We start from the raw sequence: 24,057 nt of genomic DNA, 5'->3' as shown, positions 1-24,057 counted from the left end.
CGGCTTTCGTTATGGCGGAAGCGGTTTCGCTAGATCTTCTTCATGTAGAAAGGCGCCCGAATGGCAGGCCAGAGATTGCGCCCACACGATCCACTGGGTCCGGTGGTCTGCTGTTCGCCGGTGTACTCGCTCGACGCCAGGTCCACGTGTCCGTCAACTCCCACCGGGTAGAGCTTGTATACCTGCAGGCCCTCGATCGGGGTTCCGTCCGCACAGAACCGCCATTCCGGGACCGATCGCTTGACGTAATACAGGCCGTTCTCCGTGTAGATCGGTGCAGACCAACCCTGGTCACTGTTCACCGTGCCTGCGCAGTCGGTAGGCGAGACGCATTGGGTGCTGATGGTCCAGGTGGCGCGCTCTGACGGTTGGTCCTCGTAGCGTTCATTGACCTTGGCCCAGTCGCCGTTGACCGATGTGGCGAATGTTCCGTTGATTCCCCAGTCCGTTTCGGCAGTGGCAGATCCGGCGCCGAAACCGATCATGGTGGCTGAAGCGACGGCCGCCGCGGCCGCGATTCGCTTGATAGCCGGCATGCGGCAGCTCCTTTGCTGATAGGCCCATTCTCGCCTTAGGAGAATAACAGTTGCGATGAAACCGCTTCATGGAATCGGTGCCCCCGACCGGAGCGCTCGGTGAGGTCCTGCGGCTACGGTCAGGCGGATGAAGTATTCTTCTCCGAAACAGAGAATTTAGTTTTCAGATATGAGAAAGTGGCAACGTGCGTGTGACGGTGGTGGCCGCGGCGGCTTCAGCTATTGTCGCCGGAACGCTTGCTGCTCCGCAGGCTAATGCGGGACCGCAAGCTTGCAATGATGCATTCTGCGTCCCGGGTATCACGCCGAATGTGGTGTTGGGCTCCAATTGTGACAACACCACCTACTTCGTGTTCGGGGTGGCCCAGGCGGGCCCGTCGATCCGGCCCGGTCGGCTGGTGTTCTGCGGCTCGCCCCGGCGGTACGAGCCGCGTTGGTTCCGGTCGCCACCCATGGCCGGGATCCGCGACGAGAACTCTCCCTGCCCAAGTGAACTCAACATGGTGGCGCAGGCGCCAGACGGTCTGTTCCTGACCTGCGTGCCGATGAACGACGAGGCCGTTTGGCGGCGTGGAGACGCATAAGTTTCTGACAACAGTGCGACTGTGCGGTTGGGCTCTGGATTCACCAATTACGTAGCGAGCACAGCGCGCCCTTGTCGCCACTGTCGGTCTTGACGACCGTACCGTCCACCTCGAGCTGACAGGTGAATTGCGGAGGTGCGATGTTCGGCGCATCGCCGCTTTGCACAGTGACCATGGCCCACGAATCAGGGTCGGCCAGCATTGCATCGTGGACCCACGGCTGATTCGGCCCGATGTCGGCTTGCGCCTTCGGGCTGAACTCGTACGGGTTGTGGCTGTAGTCCGACCAGGTCGGCGGGTCGGTGTCGCGGTAGTAGATCTCGGCCCAGAACGGGGCATCGGCCGTCACGGTATAGCGGACGTGATGGAGTACCGGGTCGTCGGCAGAGGCCGCAGGGGCCGCCGCGATCCCGCCACCCAGCACTGCGAAAGTAGTCGCGACAATGGTGATACCCGCCGTTGGCCGCATCGATCACATCCTCGTGAGGGTGAAGGGGTAGGTCAGTGAACCGCCAGGTGCGCCATCGCATCCCGCGTCGAACGACGAAACCATCTCTCCCGCGAGGGTCGTTTCGTCCCAGGTGTAGACGTCGTGGGTGGGAATCGTCGGCCCGTAGTAGATGTCGCCGCAGCGCAGCCCGAACGGGTCATCGATGACCAAGGTGTAGCGGCCGTCCGCCAACTCTGCCCGGCCGAGGCTTTGCTGCGCCTTGGCGATCGGTTGCGGAAGCATTTGGACTTCGATGCAATCACGCAGCTTGGAGTTGTCGGCCGCGCGGCAGGCGGTAACAGCCGAGACGACCCAGGTGTGGAAATCGCGGCGGTCCGGTATGTGCAGGTTGTAGTTGCCGAAGGGCATGGCTGCCGAGGCGGGTGGAGCCGATACGACGGTGGCCGACACGAGGACGGCACCCAATACGGTGCCCAGCAAGCCGGATTTCAACGGGTCCCCTCCAGGATTCGGAGCTGCTCGGCAGAGCATAGAACGCAATCGGCCACGGGCGCGCCGAAATCAGAGTCTTGCGCTCGTCCATGAGAGTGTGCTTCTCATAATGGGAGAATAGCATCCTCGGTCCTATGGCCCGAAGATAAGCCGAGGATGCTATTCGCGTGGTTGTGCCGGCTATCGCACCGGATCGAACTTGATGTGCAGTTCGGTGAGCCCGCGCAGGATGAAGGTCGGCTCATAGGTGTACCGGCGGTCGTCGGCGGGCCCGTGATGCTCCTCGTCGATGGTGATGTCGGCCATCCGGTCCAGGATTCGCTCCAGGGACACCCGGCCCTCGACACGGGCCAGTGGGCCGCCGGGGCAGCTGTGCACACCGCGTCCGAAGGCGATGTGCTCGCGGACGTTCTTGCGGTCCAGGCTGAACGTGTGCGGATCCTCGAACCGGATCGGATCGCGGTTGACCGCCCCGGGGCACACCATCAGCGTGGTGCCCGCGGGCACGTCGACCCCACCCAGCTCCGTGTGCTTCTTGGCCAGCCGGAACTGGCTCTTGACCGGGGCGTCCATCCGCAGGGCCTCCTCGACGAAGGTCGGGATGCGGCTGCGGTCATCTCGCAATGCCTGCTGGATGTCCGGTCGATCCCCGAGCACACGCAGCGACGCGGACAGCAGTTTGGTGGTGGTTTCCTGGCCCGCGGCGAACAGGAACGTCGCCGAGCGCACCACGTCGATCACCTCGGGCGTCGAACCGTCGGGGTACTTGGCGGTGGCCAGGGCCGTGAGGACATCGTCCTGGGGGTCTTTGCGACGCGCTTCGAGGTAGGCGACGAACTTGTCGTCCAGCCAGGCCAGCGGGTTCATCGCCAACTGGTCGCCGTCGAGTGAGCCGACGATCGCGCCGGGGCGTGGGGCGCCGAGCACCTGGCGGAATTCGTCGTGATCGGACTCGGGTACCCCGAGCAGGTCGGCGATCACCAGCAGCGAGAACGGTTTGGCGTAGGCGGACAGGAACTCGCAGGAGCCGTTGGCGATGAAGTCGTCGAGACACTCATCGGCGAGGCGCCACATGAAGTCCTCGTTCTCCTTGAGCCGTCGCGGTGTCAGCAACCGGTTCAGCAGCGAACGGGCATTGGTGTGATCGGGCGGATCCATCGTCACCATGTGCTCGAACATCGGCAGTTCGGTGCGATGCTGCTCGATCTGCTCGGTGATGTCCTCGCCCTCGGGAGCGAATGGCAGCGGCGGGAACGGTCCGCCCACCGCGATGCAGGAGGAGTAGGTGTCGGTGTCCTTCAGGACTGTGGTCGCCTCTTCGAAACTGGTGATCGCGAGCACGCCGTAGTTGGGCTCCCGGACCACCGGGCATTTGCTGCGGAGATGATCGAAGTACGGATGGGGGTCGGGAACCAGTGACTGGTCAGTGAAGTAGTCGATGGTGTCGTAGTCGGTCATGTGCGATGCCTCCCGAAATCAAGGTGCGCTGCGGTGGTTTCGCGTCGGGCTGCAACCGAGCGAAGGAAAATATGAAAAGTGCTGAGCACCTGCTTAGCATGACGTTAGAGTCGTGGTCAAGATCACGGGGCAGGACAAAGTTACGATCAGGTTCACGCAAGGTGCGTGATGAACGGAAGAGGGGTCGGCATGGGATCGGCGCGAAGGATCGGGGCGCCGGACGCAAAGAACCGTCTCGTACTGCTCGACGCCGCCGAAGCGTTGATGATCGACGATGGCTACGCCGCGGTGACCTCGCGCCGGGTCGCGGAGAAGGCCGGCCTGAAACCACAGCTGGTGCATTACTACTTCCGCACCATGGACGACCTCTTCCTGGCGGTGTTCCGCAGGCGCGCCGAAGAGGGACTGGCGGCACAGGCGAAGGCGTTGGATTCGCCGCAACCGCTGTGGGCGCTGTGGCGGTTCGGCACCGACCCGAGTGCCACCCGACTGACGATGGAGATCACCGGTCTGGCCAACCATCGAAAGGCGCTGCGGACTGAGATCGGCCACTACGCCGAGCGGTTCCGTGAGGCGGAGACGAAGGCGATCACGGCTGCGCTGCAGCGCTACGGGGTCGACGCCAGCGAGGTGCCGCCGGTGGTCTGGGCCTTCATGGCCACGAGTGTTTCGCGGGTGATGGTCATGGAGCAATCCATCGGCATGTCCGCCGGTCATGCCGAGGTGCTGGCGTTCTGTGAGGACTGGCTTCGACGCCTCGAAGGCGATCCGCTGCCGGTCGAGGCGTCGGCCTAGGCCGGTCCTGCGCCGTCGCCGCCCTGCTGCGCGGCCGCCTGCCGAGCCTCGCGCTCGTCGTGAATACGCACGAGTTCACGGAACCCGAGCCGGTGATACTTCGGAACCGGCTGGACACCCCACTCGTCCTGGGCGGTGTCCTTGCCTTCGGCACCCTCAGGCGGACCCAACGGTGGATACGGCACCTTGCACTCCAGGGTGTCATCGGAGTAGCGGACCTTCAGCAGCTCACTGCAGACCTCGGTGAGGCTCAACGTCGGGTAGCCGTAGTACACGGCCATGAAGGGCAGGGTGAACGCGCCTTCGATGACCAACGCGATCAGGCACACCAGCACGGCGCGTTTGATGTAGCGGTGCATCCGGGCGTAGTACGGCGTCGTACCCGGCGGTAGTTCCTCGGATGTCTGTTCGCCGGGGGATTCGGGTGTGGTCGTCACAGGTGCTCCTTGGACTGGGAAGGACGATGCTCAGTCGGTGAAGATCTCGCGGTTTACCGTGTGCAGGTAGGGGATTGCGAGGAACGGGGTGATGTAGAAGATGTCGTAGAGCCACCAGCCGATGACCGGAAAGACCACCCCGGCGTAGCGCACGTCGGCGTACATGGTCATGTTGAGCACGTAGGCACACCAGATGACGATGCCCATCCAGCAGGTGATGATCATCCACTGGTGACCCCAGCGCTTCATCTGCAGGAAGCCGATCGCGGCGGCCACGCGCATCGAGAAGACCGTCAGGATCAGGCCGATCACATAAGCCTTTTCGCCGGTGCCCGACGAGCCGCCGACCCACATCTCGTTGTAGTGCCAGAAGTAGCCGGCATCGAACATGTTGCCCCAGCCGATCATCAGGACCCGGTTGATCAGCGTGTGGTTGCCGATCATGTCCAGTGCCCAGCCCAGGCTGTTGAGCATCCCGTCGATCAGCACCAGGTAGCCGATCAGGGTGACGATCATCGGGCGCACCGACATGCCGGCGCGTAACGCCTGGCGTTGCAGCCACACTCCGCGCATGAAGATCGGGAAACCGATCAGGCCGGGTGCCCACATCCCCATCAGCGCGGCACCCACGATCATCCACTTGTCGGCGCGGCGCTGGGCCAGGCGCGACTCGTCGTGATGTTCCTCCAGGCTCAGTGAACCATCGGCACCTGGCTGCGGCTTTCCGGCCGAACCACGGTTGATCAGTGGGACTTTCACAGGTACCACCAGCCGCGGGCGAAGGACATGTACAGCTGGATTCCGAACATCGACAACAAGAAGCCGTAGATGACGATCTGGACGATGATCAGCGCCTTCTTACGGTTGCGCTCCTGTTGATCCACCATGACGGGGGTCTCCCTTCTCTACCGGGTCGAGTTGGTGTCGGCATCGGCCAGGCCGGCCGCGGCGATTTCATGCAGACCCTCGGTGATGGCCCCGTCGCTGGACAGCGGGGCGAGGATGCAGGCTTCTGCGGCTTCCAGTTCGGTGGCACCTGATGCGATCAGATGGGCAGCGGTGACGAGCACCCGTGTCGACGGTGGCTCGAAATGGAAGGCCACGTCGGCAGTTCTGATCGCAGTGGCACAGCGCACCAGCCGTTTCGCGGCGGCCGGATCAATGCCCGCTTCCGCGACGATCACCTCGGCTTCGCGGTCGGGCCGGAGATAGCGCATCGGGAGTGTGACGAAGCGCTGCCGGAAGGACGGTTTGAGTTCCTTGAGGGAACTGCGATAAGCCGGGTTGTACGAGCAGACGAGCATGAAGGCCTCTGGTGCTTCGACGATTTCGCCGGCCCGGTCCAGATAAAGTGCGCGACGGTGGTCGGTCAGTGAGTGCAGAATTGCCAGTGAGTCGTGCCGGGCCTCGACGACCTCGTCCAGGTAGCAGATGGCTCCGGATTTCACCGCTCGGGTCAGCGGGCCGTCGGTCCAGATCACGTCGCCACCGGTCACCATGAACCGGCCGACCAGATCGGAGCTGGTCAGGTCGTCGTGACAGCTGATGGTGACCACCGGCCTGCCCAGCAGCAGCCCCATGTGCTCGACCAATCGGGTTTTCCCGCATCCGGTGGGCCCGGTGAGCATCACCGGCAGGCGCTGGTGGTAGGCCTGCTCGAACAGTTGAACCTCGTTGCCGCCTGCGTAATAGGTGTCGGTGGTCATGTTTCCTTCCGGCTGCGGGACACGTCGGGTGTCACGCAGCGACGAGTTCGCGGTGGACATGGGCAAGGACGCGGGGGAGTTCGTCAACCCGGCGGATGCGTTGAGATCGGCGGGGGCCGAAGATCTCCGGCAGTGGGTCGACCCGGGCCGGGCCGACGCCGATGTAGTAGATCGATACGCCAGCGTCGCCCGCTTCTTCGACGGCATGCGCGGCGTCGGCCCAGGCGTAGCGGCCCTCGTAGCCTTCGTCGGAGATCATGCCGTCGCCGATCACGATGAGCAGGCGCCGCTCCGACGGCTGCTCGAGCAGCCGACTGGTCAGGTGGCGCAGTGGCGCTCCGAGCCGGGTGTATCCACCGGTGCTGAGGCCGAGTTTCCCCGGTGGCACGAACCTGCGGTCCTCGAAGCCCTTGAGACAGTTGACCTCGACGCGGTGGCGGGTGTTACCGGTGAACGAGAAGATGCCGTGTCGTTCGCGGGCCAGACTCATCGCCTGGGAAAGTGCGTCGGCACAGGACAACTCGAGCCTGAAGATTCTGCCGCCCTGCACGCCCAGCGATGAACTGCCGTCGAGGAGCAGGGCTGTGGTGACGTCGCGGCTGGTGGGCAGCAACTCGCGGAAGATGCGGGGTTCGACCGCTTCGCCGGTCGTCAGGTCGACGTAGTGGTTGACGTACTGTTCGACATCCAGATCGGACCCATCCTCGAGCCGGTTTCGCATCGCACGATGAGTGTGTTCTTCGAACCACTTGCGCAAATCGGCTGACACGGCGCTCGGTTCGCGATTGTGGCTGCCATGGGATCGTTCCAGGACGGCGACGTGGTCACGCATGAAGCTCTGGGACCACGCGTTCCATTCGGGGTAGGGAATGCCGGGCCGGTGGTCCGGGGTGACGTCCCGGTCGTTGTCCTGGGGCCGGCTCGGCGGGGGCAGATTGGAATTTCGCACACCGCCGTCACCGCCGATGGGCACCGAATGGGGCTGAGGAAGCCGTTTCTGCGTCGACGTCCACGGCAACCGGCCGAATGTCCGGCGTAGCTTGTCCGACAGTCCCTGCGGCGCCGTGTATGCCGTGGGCAGCCTGCCCAGGAGCGGGTCGACTGCCAGCGGCTGTGATGTGTGGGCCAGCGCGACTGCCCGGTTGAGCATTTCCTCGGCACCCACCTCCTCGGTGATCACCTGGAGAGCAGGCAGCAGCCGCCGTATTTCGCTCAGCAGCCCCGGCCAGTTGGCTGCGATCCATCCGGCCGCGACACCCGACTCGATGTGGGTGAGCGCGAGAAGCTCGCGGGTCGTCAGTTCATTGAGCCGGTAGCCGGCGATGGCGTCCTTGGAAGGCGAACATTGCAGGGCCACACCGCATGTGAGTGTCCTTCGGGTCCAGTCACGGCTGGCAGGCGGGTGTGGGACGTAAACGGTGTCCAGCGTCGAGTTGAGTGAGAAGCTACGGTGTTCGCCGGTGACTAGGCGTGCGGCGGTGCGGCGGTGCTCGCTCAGCGCGAAAGCGGTCAGAGCGCAACTGCGTTCGAGAGCCATCGCAGAGGTGTCGGTGAGATCGGACATGGCGCTTGCGGCCCGCTAGAAGGTGCCGAGGTTGGAGAACAGCCAGTACCAGAACCAGATGACCAACCCGGTGCCGCCCCATGCGGCTGCATACCGAAGGATCTCCCAGGCCCAATCCATTTCAGACCTCTTCGCTCGTGGGTGGTTCAACGATGACCTATGAACTGACTTGAGTCAATGAAATTCTGTAACTCAGTCGGTGAATATCTCGCGGTTCACCGAGTGCAGGTAGGGGATCGCGAGAAACGGGGTGATGTAGAAGATGTCGTAGATCCACCACCCGATGACAGGCAGCACCACGCCGGCGTAGCGCACGTCGGCGTACGTGGTCATGTTGAGTACGTAGACACACCAGATGACGATGCCCATCCAGCAGGTGATGATCATCCACTGGTGACCCCAGCGCTTCATCTGCAGGAAGCCGATCGCCGCGGCGATCCGCATCGTGAAGACCGTCAGGATCAATCCGATTTCCAGGGCCTTTTCGCCGGGTCCGGAAGCACCGCCGATCCACATCTCGTTGTAGTGCCAGAAGTAGCCGGCATCGAACATGTTGCCCCAGCCGTTCAACAGAACTCGGGCCAACAGGGTGTGGCTGGCCACCAGGTCCAGTGCCCATCCGACGGTGTTGATGGCGGCGTCCACGATGACGCAATAGCCGATCAGGGTGACAAGCATCGGGCGCACGGTCAGGCCATCGCGTCCGGCCTTGCGGAGCAGCCATACGCCGCGCAGGAACAGCGGTAGGCCGAAGACGCCCAGTGCCGCGGTGCCGATCAGCAGGCTGCCGGAGATCAACCACTTGTCGGCGTGCCGCTGGGCCTGCCGGGACAGCTCCAGGTGTTCGTCGAGGCCGCTCCCCGAGACTTTTGGTGCGTGTTCGCGTTTGGTGCCACGGCCACCACCTGGGGTGGGCAAGTTCATGTCGACTGACTATAGTCAATCGGTGCGGCTAGTCAATCGGCTATTTGGCGCCGATGCTCCGTAAGGTTCTCGCGGTGTAGTCCTCGAGGATGACGCCTTGTTCCGGCCACTGATGGGTGGTGGTCAGCAGTGCATAAAGGCCGAGGAGGAAGAACACCGCACTGTTCACCGGGTTCACATCGGGGTCGACTGTTCCGTGGGTCTGAGCATGCGCGATCTCGCGGGCGCACGTGACGACCACGGGATGCCGACCGCTCTCATCGGTGGCGGGCCGTGTCGGTGAGAAGTGCAGTGCCAGAAAGTCCTTGAAGAGGAGTGCGCCGAGTCTGCGTTCGAGGCCCCGCACCAGTCGGATCGACTCGTCCAGTGTCGCCGTCAGGTTGCGATTCGTCGTGGTGAAGCGGTCGAGCTGTTTGGCGATCCGGCCTTCTTCGCGCCGTTCCAGTTCGAGCAGCACGTGCTCTTTCGTCGGGAAGTGGAAGAAGAACGTGCCGTGCGCAACGCCCGCGGCTGTAACGATCGCGTTGACGTCGGCCGCCGCGAGGCCGGATCGCTTGAACTCGGCGATGGCGGCCCCCAGTAGACGTTCGCGGGTTTGCAGCCGCCTGACCTCCCGCGCTGAAGGCTTGTCCGCCAAGGCCATCCGTACAGAATATCGACGGCCGGCCGGATTTAATTGACTTCAGTCAATATCGGGCATCGCGATGCCACCACGGTGGCATCGGGTGCTCAACGCGATCACCGTTGACGCGGGCCGGCGGCCGGGTTACCGTCAGTTGAGTAGCCGATCGGCTAGTCGATGTCAGTGGAAGGGCTTACCGGGCCGATGAGCACCAAGGCGCAGTGGATCAGTCTCTGGAGTACGGTCTTCTTCGTCGGCGTCATGGCCGTGGCGTTCCTGGCCTTTCCTGGCTTCTTCCCGCCGATGTCCCCGCAGCTCAGTGCCGATCAGGTCGCGGCGTTCTACGCGGAGAACACCGCGATGATCCGGTTCTCGATGATCACGTTCAACCTGTGCGCGGTCATGCTGATCCCGTTCTTCATGGTGATCGTGATCCAGATGAAGCGGATGGCCACCCCGAGTCATGTGCTGGCCTACAGCTACATCGGAGCAGTCTCGACCGGTGCGACGATGTTCGCCATCGCCGACATCATATGGCTGGTCGCGGCGTTCCGGCCCAACCGCGATCCCCAGCTCATCCAGTTACTGAACGATCTGGCGTGGCTGATCTTCATCGCACCCGTGGGCATGTTCGTCGTGCAGAATCTGTGCCTCGCGCTGGCGATCTACCTCGACGCGGGCAGTCGGCCGGTGTTTCCGCGATGGGTCGCGGTGTTCAGCATCGTCACCGCCGCGGCGATGACGCCGGCGATCTTCGCCGTGGTCTTCCAGAGTGGTCCGTTCGCCTGGGACGGTGCGGTGTCGTTCTGGCTTCGTATCGGCGCGTTCTGCCTCAACATCACGGTCATGTTCTTCGTGCTGTGTGCCGTCGTCAAACGTCAGGCCGTCGAGCAGGCCGACCGGCGCAGGGTCACCGAATCGGTTGCGCCGGAACCGGTGACGCGATGAGCGCGCCGACAGTGGTGGCGCCCGTCGCCGGTGAGCCCACGACGCACTGGACCCGTCGACCCAAGATCGACCAGTGGATCTGCTGGTGGACCATTCCGATCTTCTATCTCCTCTTCGGGTTGATCTTCGTGGTGCTGACCCGCGTGATGCCGCCGCCGCGCCCGGACATCACCGACGATCAGATCGTCGACTTCTTCCTGGCCAATGCGCTGACCATCCAGATCGGTTTTGCCCTGCTGATGTTCTTCATCGGATTCACCGGTATGGCAAACGGTCTGGTCGCCCTTCAGATCAAACGAATGTCCGTGGCACCGGTGTTCGCCTACGGCTATATCGCGTCGCTCGTGGTGGGGGCGGTGCCGGGTTGCCTGATGGCCTCGTTCTGTTTTCTGGCCGCGGCGATGCGTCCGGATCGGGATCCGCAGATCATCGCGATGTTGTACGACATGGCGTTGCTGTCCTTCGTCGGTTCACTGGGCTGCTTCTGCACCCAGAATATGGTGCTGGCGCTCGCGATATTCCTCGACAGGAACGACATCCTGCCGAAATGGCTGGCATACATGTCGATTTGGATGGTCGTCACCGAACTACTGGCGGGGCCGGTCTTCATCTTCACCGCGGGCCCGCTGGCCTGGAACGGATCGATCAGCTTCTACATGGGCACCGTCATCTGGGTGACCTGGCAGTTCTGCCTCATCTGCCTGCTGTACCGAAACATCAAACGGCAGTCACCCGACGAACAGATCCAGGACTGATGACGCACACCGGGCCAGCGGTATCCACGGTCGACGAGGCACCGAAAGGTGCTGGTGTCAAAGGTGAGACGCACCTCCCCGGCGATAAGAACATGTGGGTCTTCATCCTCGGAGACCTGATCATCTTCGCTGCCTACTTCGTCATCTACCTGATCTACCGTAGCCGTCAGCCGGGGTTGTTCCTCGAGTCGCAGCAGCACCTGAGCATCAACTTCGGGGTGGTCAACACGTTGGCTCTGCTGGCAAGTTCCTGGTTCGTCGCCCGCAGTGTGATCATGGCCCGTACCGGCGACCCCGCGCGGGCGATGCGGTTGACCGTCTATGGCGGCATGTGTGGCGTGGTGTTCATGGCGATCAAGGCCGTCGAATGGTCGGCGAAGATCGGCCAGGGTCTGACCTTTCCCAGTAACGACTTCTTCATGTTCTACTACCTGCTCACCGGGGTGCATCTGTTCCATGTCGCACTCGGGTTGATCTTCCTGGAAGTCAACTACTTTGAGCTGCGTAACCCGAGGCTGCGACGGATGTCGATGGTGGAAACCGGCGCGATGTACTGGCATCTGGTCGATCTGCTGTGGATCGTGATCTTCACGCTGGTCTACGTGATGAGGTGAGGGCGATGACGCTGACGGACACCAAGACGACCGCCAGGTCGCAATCGCGGACCGCGACCTACGTATGGCTCGTGCTCAGTGTGCTCACCGTGTTGTCGTGGTGGGTCGGCCCGGTCCGTGCCGGCGCCGGCCTGGAACCGAGTGTGCCGATCACCGTCCTGGTGCTGGCTCTGGGACTGGTGAAGTGCCGGCTGGTGTTTCGCTACTTCATGGAACTGCGGACAGCGCCGGCGTGGCTGCGCTGGGCCACCGACGGTTGGTTGGTGGTGCTGTGGGGCGCGGTGCTCGCCATCTACCTCTGGTGACCTTCTCCGGCGAGCAGACAGCTAGGTACCCGGGAACGCGCATTCCAGGGGACCTAACTGTCTGCTCGCGGGGGAACTGGAGGGAAATTACAGCGAGAGGATGGTGGCCGAGGCGGTGCCGGGGGCACCGTAGACCTGGGCCAGGCCCACCCGCGGGTTGCCCGGCACCTGACGTTCGCCGGCCTCACCGCGTAATTGCCGGACCAACTCGTGCATCTGGCGCAGACCGGAAGCCCCGATCGGCTCGCCGTTGGCGATCAGCCCGCCGTCGGTGTTGACCGGAATCGACCCGCCGATCTCGGTGGCACCGTCGGCCAGCAGCTTCTCCTGCTCGCCGTCGGCGCACAGGCCGGTCTCGGCCATGTGGATGACCTCGGCGCCGGCGTCGGTGTCCTGCAATTGGGCGATGTCGATGTCCTCGGGGCCGATGCCCGCGGCCTCATAGGCGGCTTTGGCGGCATAGACCGTCGGTGAGGCATCCTCGTCAAGTGGAGCCGAGGTGGCATGCACCTCGTAGGCGCCGAACGTCCTGGTGCGAATCTCACTGGCCCGCACAAACACCGGCTTGTCGGTGTACTTGTGGGCGATGTCGGCGCGACACATGATCACCGCGGCGGCGCCCTCGTCGGGGGCGCAGAACATGTATTGGGTCAGCGGGTAGTTGAGTGTCGGCGAGTTGAGGATCTCCTCGACCGAGATGGGCTTGCGACGGAACGCATTCGGGTTCAGCTCGCCGTTGCGGAAGTTCTTGTTGGCCACCCGGGCCAACGTTTCCTGGCTGATGTTGTGCTTGTGGATGTAGTGGTTGGCCTTCATCCCGAAGAACTTGGTGGTGACGAACTGTCCGTTCTCGGCGTACCACTGCGGCAGTGCCAGCTTGGCCGGGTCATCGGTGAACGCCCCGCGTGGGTGCTTGTCGAGCCCGATCGCGATGCCGATGTCGTACTTGCCGAGCCGGATGGTGTCGGCGGTCTGCTGGATCGCGCTGGCCGCGGTGGCGCAGGCGTTGAACACGTTGGTGAAGGTGATGCCGGTAAGCCCCACGAGGCGGGTCACCGCGTCCGGGTTCGACACCTCGTAGCTGCCGCCGAAGCCGAACTGGACGTCCTTCCAGGCGATCCCGGCATCGTCGAGCGCGAACTGGATGGCGTCGGCGCCCATCTGCATGGCGGTCTTGTCGAACCGGCCGAACGGGTGCAGGCCGACCCCGATGATGGCGACGTCATTGGTCATGTGCGGGTCCTCTCTACACCGGCTGGAACGCGAAGGTGACGATTTCGGAGCCGTCTTCGTCGGTGGTGAACGGGATCATGGTGAGTTCGACGTCCATGCCGAATTGCAGTTTGGCGGGGTCGTTTTCGGTGAGGCGGCCTTCTACTCGGATGACATCCTCGAGTTGGACCAACCCGACGCCGAAGGGGACGAAGTCTTTGCCGGTGGGGCCCTTGTAGGGGGCGCCGGGTGGGAAGCCCTGGGTGGTCCAGGCGATCAGGGTGCCGCGACGGGGGAGCAGGACCTCTTCGGTGTTGCCGCCCGAGCATTTAGGGCAACGGGCCTGGACCGGAAAGGTGGTGGCCGAGCAGTCGGCGCAGCGGCTGCCGATCAACTGGGCGTTCTCATCGGGCCACGTCGAGATCTCCGGGGCGAGAGCAATCTGGGTTGACACATCGCTGACGATAACTGGAAATGCAATTCTCGTCTAGTGAGAATCAACTATCATCAGGCCATTCGAACCGTCTCGTATCGGCAAAACCGGAGGTGCCATGAGATCGGTCCTGCCCGGTGCGATATGTCAGATCGGCTATGTGGTGACCGACCTGGACGACATCATCGATCACTGGCTGCAGATGGGCGTCGGTCCGTGGTTCGTCATCCGCGCCTTGCCCCAGCACGTGCTCTACCGGGGCGAACCGTGTGACGTCACCCTGTCCCTTGCGTTGTGCAACAGCGGCGAGATGCAGATCGAGTTGATCCAACAGATCGGTGATACACCGAGCATTTTCACCGAGTTCCTCGGCGCGACGGGCGGAGGCTTCCACCAATTGGCCTACTGGACCTCCGATTTCGAGGACACTGTGGCCAGGATCAGCGCTGCCGAATGGCCCATGGTGTGGTCCGGCGGTCGGCGCGAAGGGGTGCGTTTCGCCTATTTCGAGCCGCCCGCCGGCGCCGCCGTCGTCGAGATCATGGAACTCACCGAGGCTTCCGCCGGCATGGCCGCGTTCGTCAAAAAGGCGGCACAGGAGTGGGACGGCAGCGATCCGATCCGCGAACTGGGGCCCTGACCCCACGCTGTCATTTCCCCTTGTTCATCACCTTGTCGGCCGCGGCCCAGTGCTCGTCGGATGCCCACAGGCGCGCGAACGCCGCAACCGCTTCGGTGGTGGGCACTCCCGAGATCACCCGTTTGATCTCACCGGCCGGCGGGCTCGCCAAGGTGCGGGCGATGTTGCGCCATCCCTCGGTGAACTGCGCACGTGGCAGTACCTGATCGATCAGTCCGACACGCTGCGCTTCCGCCGCGTCGAGCACCCGTCCGGTTCCGGCCAGCAACAGCGCGCGACTGCGACCGACCAGTGTTGACAGCCGTTCGGCACCGCCCCACGCCGGCATGATCGCCAGTGCCACTTGATTGAAGCCGATGCGGATGTCGTCGGCGGCGATCCGGATGTCGGCGGCGACGGCCACTTCGGCGCCGCCGCCGAGCGCGTGGCCGTTGAGCGCGGCGATCACCGGTCCGGGAAAGCCGGCGATGCGGTCACAGATCGAACGCATCCGCCACGCCATGGCGGACGCTTCAAGTTCGGTTCGCAGCGCGGCCAGCTCCTTGAGGTCGCCTCCGGAGACGAACGCCCGATCGCCTGCTCCGGTGATCGCCAGGGCGGACGCGCCTGCTGCACCGTCGAGCGCCTTGTCCAACTCGTCCATCGTGTCCAACGAAATGGCGTTGCGGGCGTGCGGTCGGTCGATGGTGATGACCGCCAATCCGTTGTCGCACTCAAGGTCCACCATACGCGTTCTCCGGTTCCGGTATTGGCATTCTCGTCAAGGGAGAATAGCATCGCCGTCGTGCGCGACATCCCCGTTGAGCTGACCAAACGCTACGTCGAGGAAGGGTGGTGGCGGCCCGAAACTCTGGGGCAGATGCTGGCCGACGGGCTGGCCGCAAGCCCGGACACGGCATTTCATGTGCACTCCGCGGTGAGGCCGTACACCGGGCAGTTCCGCGACGTCGAACGCACCGCGCGGCGGCTTGCCGCCGGACTGCGTGACCGGGGCGTCGGCGCAGGGGATGTGATGGCCCTGCAGCTGCCGAACTGGATGGAGGCCGCCGCGGCGTTCTGGGCGTCGGCATTCCTGGGAGCGGTGACGGTGCCGATTGTGCACTTCTACGGCCGTAAAGAACTCGGTCACATCCTCGGCACCGCGAAGCCGAAGGTATTCATCACCACCGAACAGTTCGGGCGGATGGCGTTCGATCCGGATCTGTGCTCCGAGGTGCCGATCGTCGGGCTGGTCGGTCGGCCGTCGTTCACCGACCTGCTCGCCGACGAACCCATGGACGGCACTTTGTCGGCCGACCCGGCCAGTCCCGCGCTGATCGCGTTCACCTCCGGTACGACCCGTGATCCCAAGGGCGTCGTCCACAGTCATCAGACGCTCAGCTGTGAAACCCGTCAGCTGCTGGAGAACTATCCGCCGAATCGGGGTCGTCAACTCACCGCCACGCCGGTGGGGCATTTCATCGGTATGGTCGGCGCCTTCCTGATCCCGGTGCTCGAAGGCGCCCCGATCGACCTGTGTGACGTGTGGGATCCCGGTCAGGTGTTGGAGTTCATGGAACGCGATGGCCTCTCGATCGGAGGCGGCCCACCGTATTTCGTCACCAGCCTGCTGGACCACCCGCAGTTCAACGACAAGCACCTGGCGCGGATCACCACGGTCGGACTGGGCGGGTCGACCGTGCCTGCCGCCGTGACGCGCCGGCTGGCGGCCCTGGGCATTTTCGTCTTCCGTTCCTACGGCAGCACCGAACACCCGTCGATCACCGGATCGTCACCGTCCGCGCCGGAGGCCAAAAGGCTTTATACGGACGGTAATCCGAGGCCGGGAGTGGAGATCCGGTTGGGGCCCGACGGTGAGATCTTCAGTCGCGGACCGGATTTGTGCCTCGGCTATACCGACGATGCCTTGACCGCGAACTCGTTCGACGAGGACGGTTGGTACCGCACGGGCGACGTCGGCGTCCTCGACGACGACGGCTATCTGACCATCACCGACCGGACCGGTGACCTCATCATCCGCGGCGGGGAGAACATCAGTGCCCTCGAGGTCGAGGAGGTGCTGCTCGCGATGCCGGAGGTGATCGAAGTGGTGGTCGTCGCCGCCCCCGACGCGCGCCTCGGCGAGCGGGTCGCAGCGGTGCTGAGGATCAGGTCCGGCCACGCCATGCCCACCCTGGAGCGGGTGCGGGAGCATTTCGAACGGGCCGGGGTGGCCCGGCAGAAGTGGCCCGAGGAACTGCGCGAGGTCCCTGACGGCGAGGACTTTCCCCGTACCGCGAGCGGCAAGGTGCAGAAGTTCCTCATCCGCCGATCGTTCAACGCCTGAGCACCCGCAACTCACCGGAGCGGCATTGCAGCGCTCGCAGTATGAGAATATGATTCTCTCGATCTGAAAAGGAGCATCTCATGGGTCAACTGTCGCATCGGGTCGACATACCGTTTCCGCTGTTCGACGCGGACAACCACCTCTACGAGCCGCCGGAGGCGATGACCAAGTACCTCCCCAAGGAGTACAAGGACGTCGTCCAGTACGTCGAGGTCAACGGCCGCACCAAGATCGCGATCCGCGGCCAGATCAGCAACTACATCCCGAACCCCACGTTCTCGCACGTCGCCAAGCCGGGCGCGTGGGAGGAGTACTTCAAGTTCGGCAACCCCGAAGGCAAGAGCAAGCGCGAACTCTTCGGTGAGCCCATGCGGTCCATCCCGGCATTCTTCGAGCCCGGCCCGCGCCTGGAACTGATGAACGAACTCGGCATCGACCGCTCGCTGATGTTCCCGACGCTGGCCAGCCTGATCGAGGAGCGGCTGCGCGACGATCCGGTCGCGATCCACGTCATCATCCACTCGCTCAACCAGTGGCTCGACGAGGTGTGGGGGTTCAACTACCAGAACCGCATCTTCACCACCCCGGTGATCACCCTGCCCATCGTCGAGAAGGCGATCGAAGAGCTGGACTGGGCGGTCAAGCGCGGTGCCCGGGCGATCCTGATCCGCCCGGCTCCGGTGCCCGGGTTCCGCGGACCGCGGTCGTTCGCGTTGCCCGAGTTCGACCCGTTCTGGCAGAAGTGCGTCGAGTACGACGTGTTCGTCGGCATGCATTCCTCCGACAGTGGATACTCGCGTTACACCTCCGAATGGGACGGCGCCGCGCAGGAGATGTTGCCGTTCCAGACCAACGCGATGTCGATCCTCAACGAGTGGCGCCCGATCCAGGACGCCGTGGCGTCGTGGGTCATCCACGGTGCGCTGTTCCGGCACCCGAAGCTCAAGGTCGGGATCGTCGAGGCCGGCTCGAAATGGATGTTCCCCCTGCTGGACTCCATGGCCGAGGTGTACAAGAAGGCTCCCGAGGCCTTCGTCGGCAATCCGATGGAAGAGATCAAGAACCGGATCTACGTCAGCCCGTTCTATGAAGAGGGCATCGATGACCTCATCAATCTGATCGGCGTGGACCAGGTCCTCTACGGTTCCGACTGGCCGCACCCGGAGGGCCTGGCCGAGCCGACGCACTATGTGACTGCACTGGAACACCTCTCGATGGAGGACCAGGCGAAGATCATGGGCGGCAATCTCGGTCGCCTCGTCACGGTGTGACGCGACACAACTGGCAGACCATCCCGGAGATGGTCTTGAGCGCAGCGGACCGGTTCGGCGACGCCGAAGCCGTCGTCGACTATGGCGACAATCTGGCTGGGGCCGACGGTCCGCTGCGCCTCACCTTCACCGAGCTCACCGACCGCGTGCGCCGCGCTGCGGGCGCGTTCAAAGGTCAGGGCATCGACAAGGGGGACCGGATCGCGATCTGGGCGCCCAACTCCGCGCAATGGATGATCGCGGCGTTCGGTGCGGTGACCGCCGGTGCGGTGGTGGTGCCGGTCAATACCCGGTTCAAAGCCGACGAGGCCGCCGACGTCATTGTGCGTAGCGGTGCGAAAGTCGTGTTGCGGCAACAAGGTTTCCTCGGGCAGGAGTTCGAGGTTCCGCCCGGGGTGCCCGCTGTCGAGTTGAAATCGGACTTTCTCTCCAGTGGGGTTCCGTTCGACGCTGCAGGGGTGGACGGGTCCGACATCGCCGACATCATCTATACATCGGGGACGACCGGGCGCCCCAAGGGCGTCATGATGAACCATCTGCAGACGCTGCGGTTGTACGCCGAATGGTGCGATCTCGCGGATCTGCGGGAGGGTGACCGCTACCTGATCGTCAACCCGTTCTTCCATACGTTCGGATACAAGGCGGGCTGCATCGCCTCGCTCATCCGCGGTGCCACCGTGGTGCCGGTTCCGGTGTTCGACGTCGATGCCGTGGTGGGGCTGATCGGGGCCGAACGCATCACCATGTTGCCGGGACCGCCGACGCTGTACCACTCGCTGCTGGCCGTGCCGGACAAGTCGAAGCTGGCGACGCTGCGGGCGGGTGTGACCGGCGCCGCCGACATTCCCGTGGAGTTGGTCCGCCGGGTCCATGAGGAGCTGCCGTTTCAGACCTTGGCGACGGGTTACGGGCTGACCGAGGCCGGTACGGCGACATTGTCGCGGCCCGGGGATTCGTTCGAGGACATCGCGACCACCGTCGGCACGGCCTGTGACGGCATCGAAGTACGCATCGCCGACGACGGCGAGGTGCTGGTCCGCGGGTACAGCGTGATGCAGGGCTACTTCGACGATCCGGTGGCCACCGCCGAGTCGATCGACGGCGACGGCTGGCTGCACACCGGCGACCTCGGCACGCTTGACGAGGCTGGCCGGCTGCGCATCGTCGGCCGCAAGAAGGACATGTTCATCGTCGGCGGCTTCAATGCCTACCCCGCGGAGATCGAGGGATTTCTGCTGGAGCATCCCGCGATCGCTCAGGTCGCTGTGATCGGTGTCGACGACGAGCGCCTCGGACAGGTCGGCAAGGCCTTTGTGGTGCTCAAGGAGGCGGCGGCCGGTGGGGATTCCGTTTCCGGGCGGGATCTGATTGCCTGGAGCCGTGAGCGCATGGCAGGGTTCAAGGTCCCGCGGCAGGTGGAGTTCCTCGATGAACTGCCACTGAATGCCACGGGCAAGGTGATGAAGGATCAGCTTGAGACCCGGATGCAAGCTGGCCAACGCTGAGCCTTCGCACAGCATGTAAACATCATTTCCGCAGGAAAATACGCATATCGAGCCCACGGAACAATCAGGTATCGTCGAGTCACTATCAAAAACTGATAACGGCATTCTCATTACGCAGGCTGCTGAACGGACAGGAGGTAGGCATGCCGTCCCGCAAGCCTTCGTCGCCGTCGCCGGTGCTCGACACCGGAGACAGCGACGCGTCGCCAAGTGACGTCCTGGCCCTGGCTGAACAAGCCGAGGCAGAGGCCGAGGAAGCCGAGGCGGCGGCCGCTGCGGCGCGCGCCAGGGCGCGGGCGATCCGGCTGCGCCGGGAGGCGGCGGAAGCCGCGGCGGAGGATGCACCGGCCGACGACACACCGGCCGACGACGCACCGGCCGACGAGGCGCCGGCCGGTGACGACGAGCCGAAAGCGGACGACAACGAAGCAGCCGATGATCCGGTCGGCGACTCGGCCGCGCCCCGCAAGCGTCTGCGACTCCCCGGCGGCCGGACGGCCAAGATCGTGGGCGCCGGTGTCGCGGTCGTCGTGACGGCGGCCCTCCTCGCGGCCAGCGGATACATGGTCTGGCATCACAACCAGGCTCAGAACGAGCAGCGCCGGGCCGCAGAGTTTGCCGCCGCCGCCCGCCAGGGTGTCGTGACGTTGATGTCGCTCGATTTCAACCACGCCAAGGAGGACGTCCAGCGGATCATCGACAGCTCGACCGGCGAGTTCAGAAAAGACTTCGAAGACACAGCCGGCGATTTCACCAAGGTGGCTGAGCAGTCGAAGGTGGTCACCGAAGCCAGCGTCAACTCCACCGCTGTCGATTCCATGACGGACGATTCCGCCGTCGTACTGGTTGCGGCGACCTCGAACATCACCAACGCCGCAGGCGCCAAGCAGGATCCACGCAACTGGCGACTGAGCGTGACTGTCGCCAGGGACGGAGACCAGATCAAACTGTCGAAAGTCGAGTTCGTGCCGTGACCCTCGATCAGGACACCGACGAGGTGGTGGCGGACGAGACGTCGGCGGCCACGTTCGAAGACGATGACGCACGCGATGTAGACGCCGCGGACGACGCGCAGGCACCGGTTGGTGAACGCGTCGGCTTCCGGCAGACCGTCAAAGCCAAGCTCCTGCCGATCCTGCTCGGGGTGGCGCTGATCGTGTCGGCGACCCTGGCGGGCGTGCTGTATTTCACCCAGTTCCGGCCGGATCAGCAGACCGACGCCGCAGCGGCAGAGGTCGCCGTCAAAGCGGCCACCGAGGGAACCGTTGCGCTACTGTCCTACGCCCCGGAGAGTCTCGACAAGGATTTCGCCACTGCGAAGTCGCACCTGACCGGTGATTTTCTGTCCTACTACACCGATTTCACCACCAAGGTGGTGACGCCGGCGGCGCAGCAGAAGAAGGTGAAGACGACCGCCACCGTCGTCAACGGGGCGGTCTCGGAGTTGAAACCGGACTCGGCAGTGGTGCTGCTGTTCATCAACCAGACCACCACGAGCCAGGAGAACCCCGACGGGGCATTCGCCGTGAGTAGCGTCAAGGTCGGCATGACCAAAGACGACGGCCGGTGGCTGATCTCGTCGTTCGACCCGGTCTAAAGAGTTTTTCGCCAGTCGCGCACCACTCTCGACGCCGTCATGCGGTGAAATATAGACGGCCTGCTTCCGCCGGCCGCTGCCGTCGAGAGGACGCGACCCGTGAGCGAGGGTGACCCGAAGCTGCCGGTGCAAGTACACCGGATACACCGGATGACCGGCCGTGACCCCCATGAGCAGCACCGCGTCGCTACCCCGCTCGAGTTGCTGTTCGACCTGACATTCGTCATCGCCTTCGGTGTCGCGGCATCGCAGTTCGCGCATCTGATGGCCGCGGACCACGTCGGCGCCGGGCTGGTGGGATTCGGCTTTGCCACCTTCGCGGTCTGGTGGGCGTGGATGAACTTCACCTGGTTCGCGTCGGCGTACGACACCGACGACTGGATCTACCGGCTGATGACGATGCTGCAGATGGTCGGCGTCATCATCCTGGCGCTCGGCCTGCCGCAGATGTTCGCCTCTGTAGAGCACGGTGGCCACGTCGACAACGCCGTGATGGTGGCCGGCTACGTGGTGATGCGTATTGCGTTGGTGGGGCAGTGGTTACGCGCTGCCAAGCAGGATCCGGAACACCGGTCGGCGTGCCTGACGTATGCGGGCGCGGTCACCATCGCCCAGATCGGGTGGATCGTCCAGATCTTCGCGCACACCTCGGTGACGGTGTTCTTCGTCTGTGCACTGGTACTCATCGTCGTGGAGGTGTCCGGCCCGTTGCTCGCCGAACGCCGGATGGGTACCACGCCGTGGCATGCCCACCACATCGCGGAACGGTATGGCCTACTCGCGATCATCGCCCTCGGTGAAGGCGTGGTCGGCACGGTGGCCTCGCTGTCGGCAGCGGTCGGCGAGCAGGGTTGGTCCACCGGAGCGGTGTTGCTAGCGGTCGCCGGAACCGGCCTCACGTTCGGTATGTGGTGGGTGTACTTCCTGATACCGGCCGGGGAGTTGCTGCATGCCCACCGCGAAATCTCATTCGGATACGGGTACCTGCACATCGTGGTGTTCGGCTCGATCGTGGCCACCGGTGCCGGGCTGCATCTGGCCGCCTACTACATCGAAGACCAGTCCCAGCTGGGATCGGTGGCCACTGTGGTGGCGGTCGCGGTCCCCGTCGGCACCTACCTTGTGGCGATGTTCGCGGTCTACTCACTGTTGGTGGCGGACTTCGACATCTTCCACACGCTGCTCCTCGGGCTCGCCGCGGCGGCATTGGGGGCCGCGATCGCGATGGCTGCCGCGGGCATCGCCATGGCGCTGTGCCTGCTGGTGGTCACCGCGGCACCCATGGTGGTCGTGGTGGGCTTCGAGCTGATCGGCCACCGCCACGCCAGGACGATCATCGCCAGGCGGCTGGCTGCGTGACGGTCACCGGGACGGGTGAGCTTCGAATCCTTCCAGCAACATGCGTTCCTGTTCGGCCCGCATGAGCCTGCGGGTCTTGGTCCGGGTGATGAGGATGCCGACCGTGGCCAGGATCCACACCGCGTACTGCACGGTCCAGGCCAGTCGGAACGATTCGGCCGAATAATCCCCGAGGCGGCCCAGGATCAACCCCATCGTCTGCATCACCAGCAGCGCGGCCAGGAAGCCACCCATGTTCACCATGCCCTGCGCGGTGCCCAGAGTGGCGCTCGGATTGAATGTGCGGGCGAAGTCGAACCCGACCATCGAACCCGGGCCGCCCACCGAGATGACGACGACGAGTATCACCAACAACCACAGTGGCGCCCGGCCGGGCAGTGCCAGCACCACGGTCCAGATCAGTGCGTTGCTGGCCATGATCGACAGCACGAGCCGCGAGCGCCGATGTGGGTGTCTGCCGGTGAAAATGCCGATGAGCACGCCTGCGGTGATCGCGGCCACCACCGAGGCGGTCAGTAAGGCACCGGCGACAGTGGTCGACAAGCCCTGCGCCACTGTCAGATACGGCACCCCCCACATCAGGGTGAAGGCCGTCACCGAGAACTGGGTGCCCATGTGGGTGAAGAACCCCAGCCGGGTGCCGGGCCGCAGCCAGACCGTTTTCACGCTGGCCAGAATGTCGCCGACGGTAGTGGACTCGGTGCTCACCACCCGACCGCCCGGGCCGTCGCGAACCACCAGGAATGCCAACGTCATCGCCAGCACGCCGAAGGCGGCCACCGAGACGTACGCGGACGTCCATCCGGACCCGGTCAGCACCGCGAGGAAGGGCACCGCGGAAAGCACCTGGCCGAGCTGACCGCAGATGCCGGTCAGCTGTGTCACCAGGGGTACCTGACGGGGCGCGAACCAGTGCGGCACGAGTCGCAGCACGGAGATGAACGTCATCGCGTCGCCCAGGCCGACCACGGCGCGCGCGGCGATCGCTGCAGGCAGTGACTCGCTGACCGCCAGCACCAGCTGACCGGAAGCCATCAGGGCGGCGCCGCAGACGATGAGCAGTCTGGAGCCGAACCGGTCCAGCAGGAGTCCCGCGGGCACCTGCGCAGCGGCGTAGACGATCACCTGCAGGACAACGAATGTGGAAAGTACACTCGGGCTGGCGGCAAACCTGTCAGCGGCCTGAAGGCCCGAGACGCCGAGGGTGGTGCGATCGAGCACCGCAACGATGTAGGCGAGCAGTCCGGTGGCCCACACGATCCAGGGACGCACGCGGTGCCTTTCGCCGGTCAGGTTTGTCGGTTGTCTTGCGACATGGTCTCGCACCGGCGGGGCTGCTTGCCAATTGCGGCATGGTGAATTCGCTCACCGCAGCGATGTGAAATCAAACCTATGAGTTGGCTGTAATTGCATTCTTGCGTTCGTGAACACATTGGGCGTCTTGTATATCCGCAGATGATAGGTCTGCGTATCGGTTTATCGGCCATTGCACGGCTGACGTTACGAATTCGCTCGTACGGTTT

General features: G+C 64.1%; 28 protein-coding genes. 13 read left to right on the top strand and 15 right to left on the bottom strand.

Annotated elements, in window-relative coordinates; all coding sequences use genetic code 11:
- Window positions 1–29 precede the first annotated feature (29 nt).
- Complete coding sequence (locus M1247_RS22985; protein ID WP_317158699.1) at window positions 30–536, bottom strand: Rv2253/PknI dimerization domain-containing protein; 507 nt, start codon at window positions 534–536, stop codon at window positions 30–32.
- Between the two features lie 191 nt (window positions 537–727).
- Between M1247_RS22985 and M1247_RS22980 the strand changes: the two genes are divergently transcribed.
- A complete protein-coding gene (locus M1247_RS22980) occupies window positions 728–1,120 on the top strand; it encodes a hypothetical protein (RefSeq protein ID WP_317158698.1) in 393 nt (130 codons plus the stop codon).
- A gap of 40 nt (window positions 1,121–1,160) precedes the next feature.
- Here the strand turns inward: M1247_RS22980 and M1247_RS22975 are convergent, their stop codons facing one another.
- The 3 genes from M1247_RS22975 to M1247_RS22965 all read right to left on the bottom strand — a co-directional run bounded on the left by M1247_RS22975 (window position 1,161) and on the right by M1247_RS22965 (window position 3,521).
- The gene (locus M1247_RS22975) at window positions 1,161–1,589 is read right to left on the bottom strand and encodes an Rv2576c family protein (protein WP_317158697.1); all 429 of its coding nucleotides are present in this window, start codon (window positions 1,587–1,589) and stop codon (window positions 1,161–1,163) included.
- Between the two features lie 3 nt (window positions 1,590–1,592).
- The gene (locus tag M1247_RS22970; RefSeq protein ID WP_410506924.1) at window positions 1,593–2,063 is read right to left on the bottom strand and encodes a hypothetical protein; all 471 of its coding nucleotides are present in this window, start codon (window positions 2,061–2,063) and stop codon (window positions 1,593–1,595) included.
- A gap of 180 nt (window positions 2,064–2,243) precedes the next feature.
- A complete protein-coding gene (locus M1247_RS22965; RefSeq protein WP_317158696.1) occupies window positions 2,244–3,521 on the bottom strand; it encodes a cytochrome P450 in 1,278 nt (425 codons plus the stop codon).
- Between the two features lie 189 nt (window positions 3,522–3,710).
- On the opposite strand from M1247_RS22965, the gene M1247_RS22960 reads away from it, so the two are divergent.
- Complete coding sequence (locus tag M1247_RS22960; protein ID WP_317158861.1) at window positions 3,711–4,316, top strand: TetR/AcrR family transcriptional regulator; 606 nt, start codon at window positions 3,711–3,713, stop codon at window positions 4,314–4,316.
- Here M1247_RS22960 and M1247_RS22955 read toward each other — a convergent pair.
- From M1247_RS22955 to M1247_RS22925, 7 genes are all read right to left on the bottom strand, one after another.
- Window positions 4,313–4,753, bottom strand: a complete 441-nt coding sequence (locus tag M1247_RS22955) for a hypothetical protein (RefSeq protein ID WP_317158695.1) — start codon at window positions 4,751–4,753, stop codon at window positions 4,313–4,315. The genes M1247_RS22960 and M1247_RS22955 overlap by 4 nt on opposite strands.
- Before the next feature lie 30 nt (window positions 4,754–4,783).
- A complete protein-coding gene (locus M1247_RS22950) occupies window positions 4,784–5,512 on the bottom strand; it encodes a hypothetical protein (RefSeq protein ID WP_317158694.1) in 729 nt (242 codons plus the stop codon).
- The gene (locus M1247_RS22945; protein ID WP_317158873.1) at window positions 5,509–5,640 is read right to left on the bottom strand and encodes a hypothetical protein; all 132 of its coding nucleotides are present in this window, start codon (window positions 5,638–5,640) and stop codon (window positions 5,509–5,511) included. The genes M1247_RS22950 and M1247_RS22945 overlap by 4 nt, the downstream gene beginning before the upstream one ends.
- Before the next feature lie 18 nt (window positions 5,641–5,658).
- Entirely contained in the window at window positions 5,659–6,459 is an 801-nt protein-coding gene (locus tag M1247_RS22940; RefSeq protein WP_317158693.1) for a CbbQ/NirQ/NorQ/GpvN family protein, read from the bottom strand.
- A gap of 31 nt (window positions 6,460–6,490) precedes the next feature.
- The gene (locus M1247_RS22935; RefSeq protein ID WP_317158692.1) at window positions 6,491–8,023 is read right to left on the bottom strand and encodes a nitric oxide reductase activation protein NorD; all 1,533 of its coding nucleotides are present in this window, start codon (window positions 8,021–8,023) and stop codon (window positions 6,491–6,493) included.
- Window positions 8,024–8,215: 192 nt separating this feature from the next.
- A complete protein-coding gene (locus tag M1247_RS22930; RefSeq protein ID WP_317158691.1) occupies window positions 8,216–8,947 on the bottom strand; it encodes a hypothetical protein in 732 nt (243 codons plus the stop codon).
- A gap of 40 nt (window positions 8,948–8,987) precedes the next feature.
- Window positions 8,988–9,590, bottom strand: coding sequence for a TetR/AcrR family transcriptional regulator (locus M1247_RS22925; RefSeq protein WP_317158690.1), 603 nt, complete (start codon window positions 9,588–9,590; stop codon window positions 8,988–8,990).
- Window positions 9,591–9,773: 183 nt separating this feature from the next.
- On the opposite strand from M1247_RS22925, the gene M1247_RS22920 reads away from it, so the two are divergent.
- The 4 genes from M1247_RS22920 (at window position 9,774) to M1247_RS22905 (ending at window position 12,191) form a co-directional block, all read left to right on the top strand.
- Window positions 9,774–10,517, top strand: coding sequence for a hypothetical protein (locus M1247_RS22920; RefSeq protein WP_317158689.1), 744 nt, complete (start codon window positions 9,774–9,776; stop codon window positions 10,515–10,517).
- Window positions 10,514–11,272: a hypothetical protein gene (locus M1247_RS22915; RefSeq protein WP_317158688.1), complete on the top strand. Its 759-nt coding sequence runs from the start codon at window positions 10,514–10,516 to the stop codon at window positions 11,270–11,272. Before M1247_RS22920 ends, M1247_RS22915 begins: the two co-directional genes overlap by 4 nt.
- Before the next feature lie 92 nt (window positions 11,273–11,364).
- The gene (locus M1247_RS22910) at window positions 11,365–11,886 is read left to right on the top strand and encodes a cytochrome c oxidase subunit 3 (RefSeq protein ID WP_317158860.1); all 522 of its coding nucleotides are present in this window, start codon (window positions 11,365–11,367) and stop codon (window positions 11,884–11,886) included.
- A gap of 5 nt (window positions 11,887–11,891) precedes the next feature.
- Window positions 11,892–12,191, top strand: a complete 300-nt coding sequence (locus M1247_RS22905) for a cytochrome C oxidase subunit IV family protein (RefSeq protein WP_317158687.1) — start codon at window positions 11,892–11,894, stop codon at window positions 12,189–12,191.
- A gap of 87 nt (window positions 12,192–12,278) precedes the next feature.
- Here M1247_RS22905 and M1247_RS22900 read toward each other — a convergent pair whose 3' ends face one another.
- On the bottom strand, window positions 12,279–13,424 hold the full coding sequence (locus tag M1247_RS22900; RefSeq protein ID WP_317158686.1) for a thiolase family protein: 1,146 nt from the start codon (window positions 13,422–13,424) through the stop codon (window positions 12,279–12,281).
- Between the two features lie 13 nt (window positions 13,425–13,437).
- On the bottom strand, window positions 13,438–13,869 hold the full coding sequence (locus tag M1247_RS22895; protein WP_317158859.1) for a Zn-ribbon domain-containing OB-fold protein: 432 nt from the start codon (window positions 13,867–13,869) through the stop codon (window positions 13,438–13,440).
- Between the two features lie 85 nt (window positions 13,870–13,954).
- On the opposite strand from M1247_RS22895, the gene M1247_RS22890 reads away from it, so the two are divergent.
- Window positions 13,955–14,476, top strand: coding sequence for a VOC family protein (locus M1247_RS22890; RefSeq protein ID WP_317158685.1), 522 nt, complete (start codon window positions 13,955–13,957; stop codon window positions 14,474–14,476).
- Between the two features lie 10 nt (window positions 14,477–14,486).
- Here M1247_RS22890 and M1247_RS22885 read toward each other — a convergent pair whose 3' ends face one another.
- The gene (locus M1247_RS22885; RefSeq protein WP_317158684.1) at window positions 14,487–15,203 is read right to left on the bottom strand and encodes an enoyl-CoA hydratase/isomerase family protein; all 717 of its coding nucleotides are present in this window, start codon (window positions 15,201–15,203) and stop codon (window positions 14,487–14,489) included.
- 57 nt (window positions 15,204–15,260) lie between these two features.
- Between M1247_RS22885 and M1247_RS22880 the strand changes: the two genes are divergently transcribed.
- The 6 genes from M1247_RS22880 to M1247_RS22855 all read left to right on the top strand — a co-directional run bounded on the left by M1247_RS22880 (window position 15,261) and on the right by M1247_RS22855 (window position 22,534).
- Window positions 15,261–16,802 carry an AMP-binding protein gene (locus M1247_RS22880; protein WP_317158683.1) on the top strand — a complete coding sequence of 514 codons (1,542 nt, stop codon included), beginning with the start codon at window positions 15,261–15,263 and terminating at the stop codon, window positions 16,800–16,802.
- 80 nt (window positions 16,803–16,882) lie between these two features.
- Window positions 16,883–18,073: an amidohydrolase family protein gene (locus tag M1247_RS22875; protein ID WP_317158682.1), complete on the top strand. Its 1,191-nt coding sequence runs from the start codon at window positions 16,883–16,885 to the stop codon at window positions 18,071–18,073.
- Entirely contained in the window at window positions 18,070–19,578 is a 1,509-nt protein-coding gene (locus M1247_RS22870; protein WP_317158681.1) for a FadD3 family acyl-CoA ligase, read from the top strand. The genes M1247_RS22875 and M1247_RS22870 overlap by 4 nt, the downstream gene beginning before the upstream one ends.
- Window positions 19,579–19,721: 143 nt before the next feature.
- Window positions 19,722–20,552, top strand: a complete 831-nt coding sequence (locus M1247_RS22865; RefSeq protein ID WP_317158680.1) for an Rv1363c family protein — start codon at window positions 19,722–19,724, stop codon at window positions 20,550–20,552.
- Window positions 20,549–21,175: an Rv1363c family protein gene (locus M1247_RS22860; protein ID WP_317158679.1), complete on the top strand. Its 627-nt coding sequence runs from the start codon at window positions 20,549–20,551 to the stop codon at window positions 21,173–21,175. The genes M1247_RS22865 and M1247_RS22860 overlap by 4 nt, the downstream gene beginning before the upstream one ends.
- 99 nt (window positions 21,176–21,274) lie before the next feature.
- A complete protein-coding gene (locus M1247_RS22855; protein WP_317158678.1) occupies window positions 21,275–22,534 on the top strand; it encodes a low temperature requirement protein A in 1,260 nt (419 codons plus the stop codon).
- 3 nt (window positions 22,535–22,537) lie between these two features.
- Here M1247_RS22855 and M1247_RS22850 read toward each other — a convergent pair whose 3' ends face one another.
- Entirely contained in the window at window positions 22,538–23,806 is a 1,269-nt protein-coding gene (locus M1247_RS22850) for an MFS transporter (protein ID WP_317158677.1), read from the bottom strand.
- Window positions 23,807–24,057: the final 251 nt, after the last annotated feature.

Origin of the sequence: Mycobacterium appelbergii (assembly GCF_032883035.1) — a bacterium.
In the GTDB taxonomy this organism is placed as follows: domain Bacteria; phylum Actinomycetota; class Actinomycetes; order Mycobacteriales; family Mycobacteriaceae; genus Mycobacterium; species Mycobacterium appelbergii.
This window is presented reverse-complemented; position numbering and strand designations above follow the sequence as displayed.

What these genes read in the sequence shown, in the direction of transcription:
- M1247_RS22915 (WP_317158688.1), top strand. Translation starts at nt 10,514, where the DNA reads ATGAGCGCGCCGACAGTGGTGGCGCCCGTCGCCGGTGAGCCCACGACG.
- M1247_RS22965 (WP_317158696.1), bottom strand. Translation starts at nt 3,521, where the DNA reads ATGACCGACTACGACACCATCGACTACTTCACTGACCAGTCACTGGTT.
- M1247_RS22885 (WP_317158684.1), bottom strand. Translation starts at nt 15,203, where the DNA reads ATGGTGGACCTTGAGTGCGACAACGGATTGGCGGTCATCACCATCGAC.
- M1247_RS22975 (WP_317158697.1), bottom strand. Translation starts at nt 1,589, where the DNA reads ATGCGGCCAACGGCGGGTATCACCATTGTCGCGACTACTTTCGCAGTG.
- M1247_RS22875 (WP_317158682.1), top strand. Translation starts at nt 16,883, where the DNA reads ATGGGTCAACTGTCGCATCGGGTCGACATACCGTTTCCGCTGTTCGAC.
- M1247_RS22985 (WP_317158699.1), bottom strand. Translation starts at nt 536, where the DNA reads ATGCCGGCTATCAAGCGAATCGCGGCCGCGGCGGCCGTCGCTTCAGCC.
- M1247_RS22890 (WP_317158685.1), top strand. Translation starts at nt 13,955, where the DNA reads ATGAGATCGGTCCTGCCCGGTGCGATATGTCAGATCGGCTATGTGGTG.
- M1247_RS22945 (WP_317158873.1), bottom strand. Translation starts at nt 5,640, where the DNA reads ATGGTGGATCAACAGGAGCGCAACCGTAAGAAGGCGCTGATCATCGTC.
- M1247_RS22865 (WP_317158680.1), top strand. Translation starts at nt 19,722, where the DNA reads ATGCCGTCCCGCAAGCCTTCGTCGCCGTCGCCGGTGCTCGACACCGGA.
- M1247_RS22930 (WP_317158691.1), bottom strand. Translation starts at nt 8,947, where the DNA reads ATGAACTTGCCCACCCCAGGTGGTGGCCGTGGCACCAAACGCGAACAC.
- M1247_RS22900 (WP_317158686.1), bottom strand. Translation starts at nt 13,424, where the DNA reads ATGACCAATGACGTCGCCATCATCGGGGTCGGCCTGCACCCGTTCGGC.
- M1247_RS22910 (WP_317158860.1), top strand. Translation starts at nt 11,365, where the DNA reads ATGTGGGTCTTCATCCTCGGAGACCTGATCATCTTCGCTGCCTACTTC.
- M1247_RS22940 (WP_317158693.1), bottom strand. Translation starts at nt 6,459, where the DNA reads ATGACCACCGACACCTATTACGCAGGCGGCAACGAGGTTCAACTGTTC.
- M1247_RS22960 (WP_317158861.1), top strand. Translation starts at nt 3,711, where the DNA reads ATGGGATCGGCGCGAAGGATCGGGGCGCCGGACGCAAAGAACCGTCTC.
- M1247_RS22920 (WP_317158689.1), top strand. Translation starts at nt 9,774, where the DNA reads ATGAGCACCAAGGCGCAGTGGATCAGTCTCTGGAGTACGGTCTTCTTC.
- M1247_RS22935 (WP_317158692.1), bottom strand. Translation starts at nt 8,023, where the DNA reads ATGTCCGATCTCACCGACACCTCTGCGATGGCTCTCGAACGCAGTTGC.
- M1247_RS22925 (WP_317158690.1), bottom strand. Translation starts at nt 9,590, where the DNA reads ATGGCCTTGGCGGACAAGCCTTCAGCGCGGGAGGTCAGGCGGCTGCAA.
- M1247_RS22905 (WP_317158687.1), top strand. Translation starts at nt 11,892, where the DNA reads ATGACGCTGACGGACACCAAGACGACCGCCAGGTCGCAATCGCGGACC.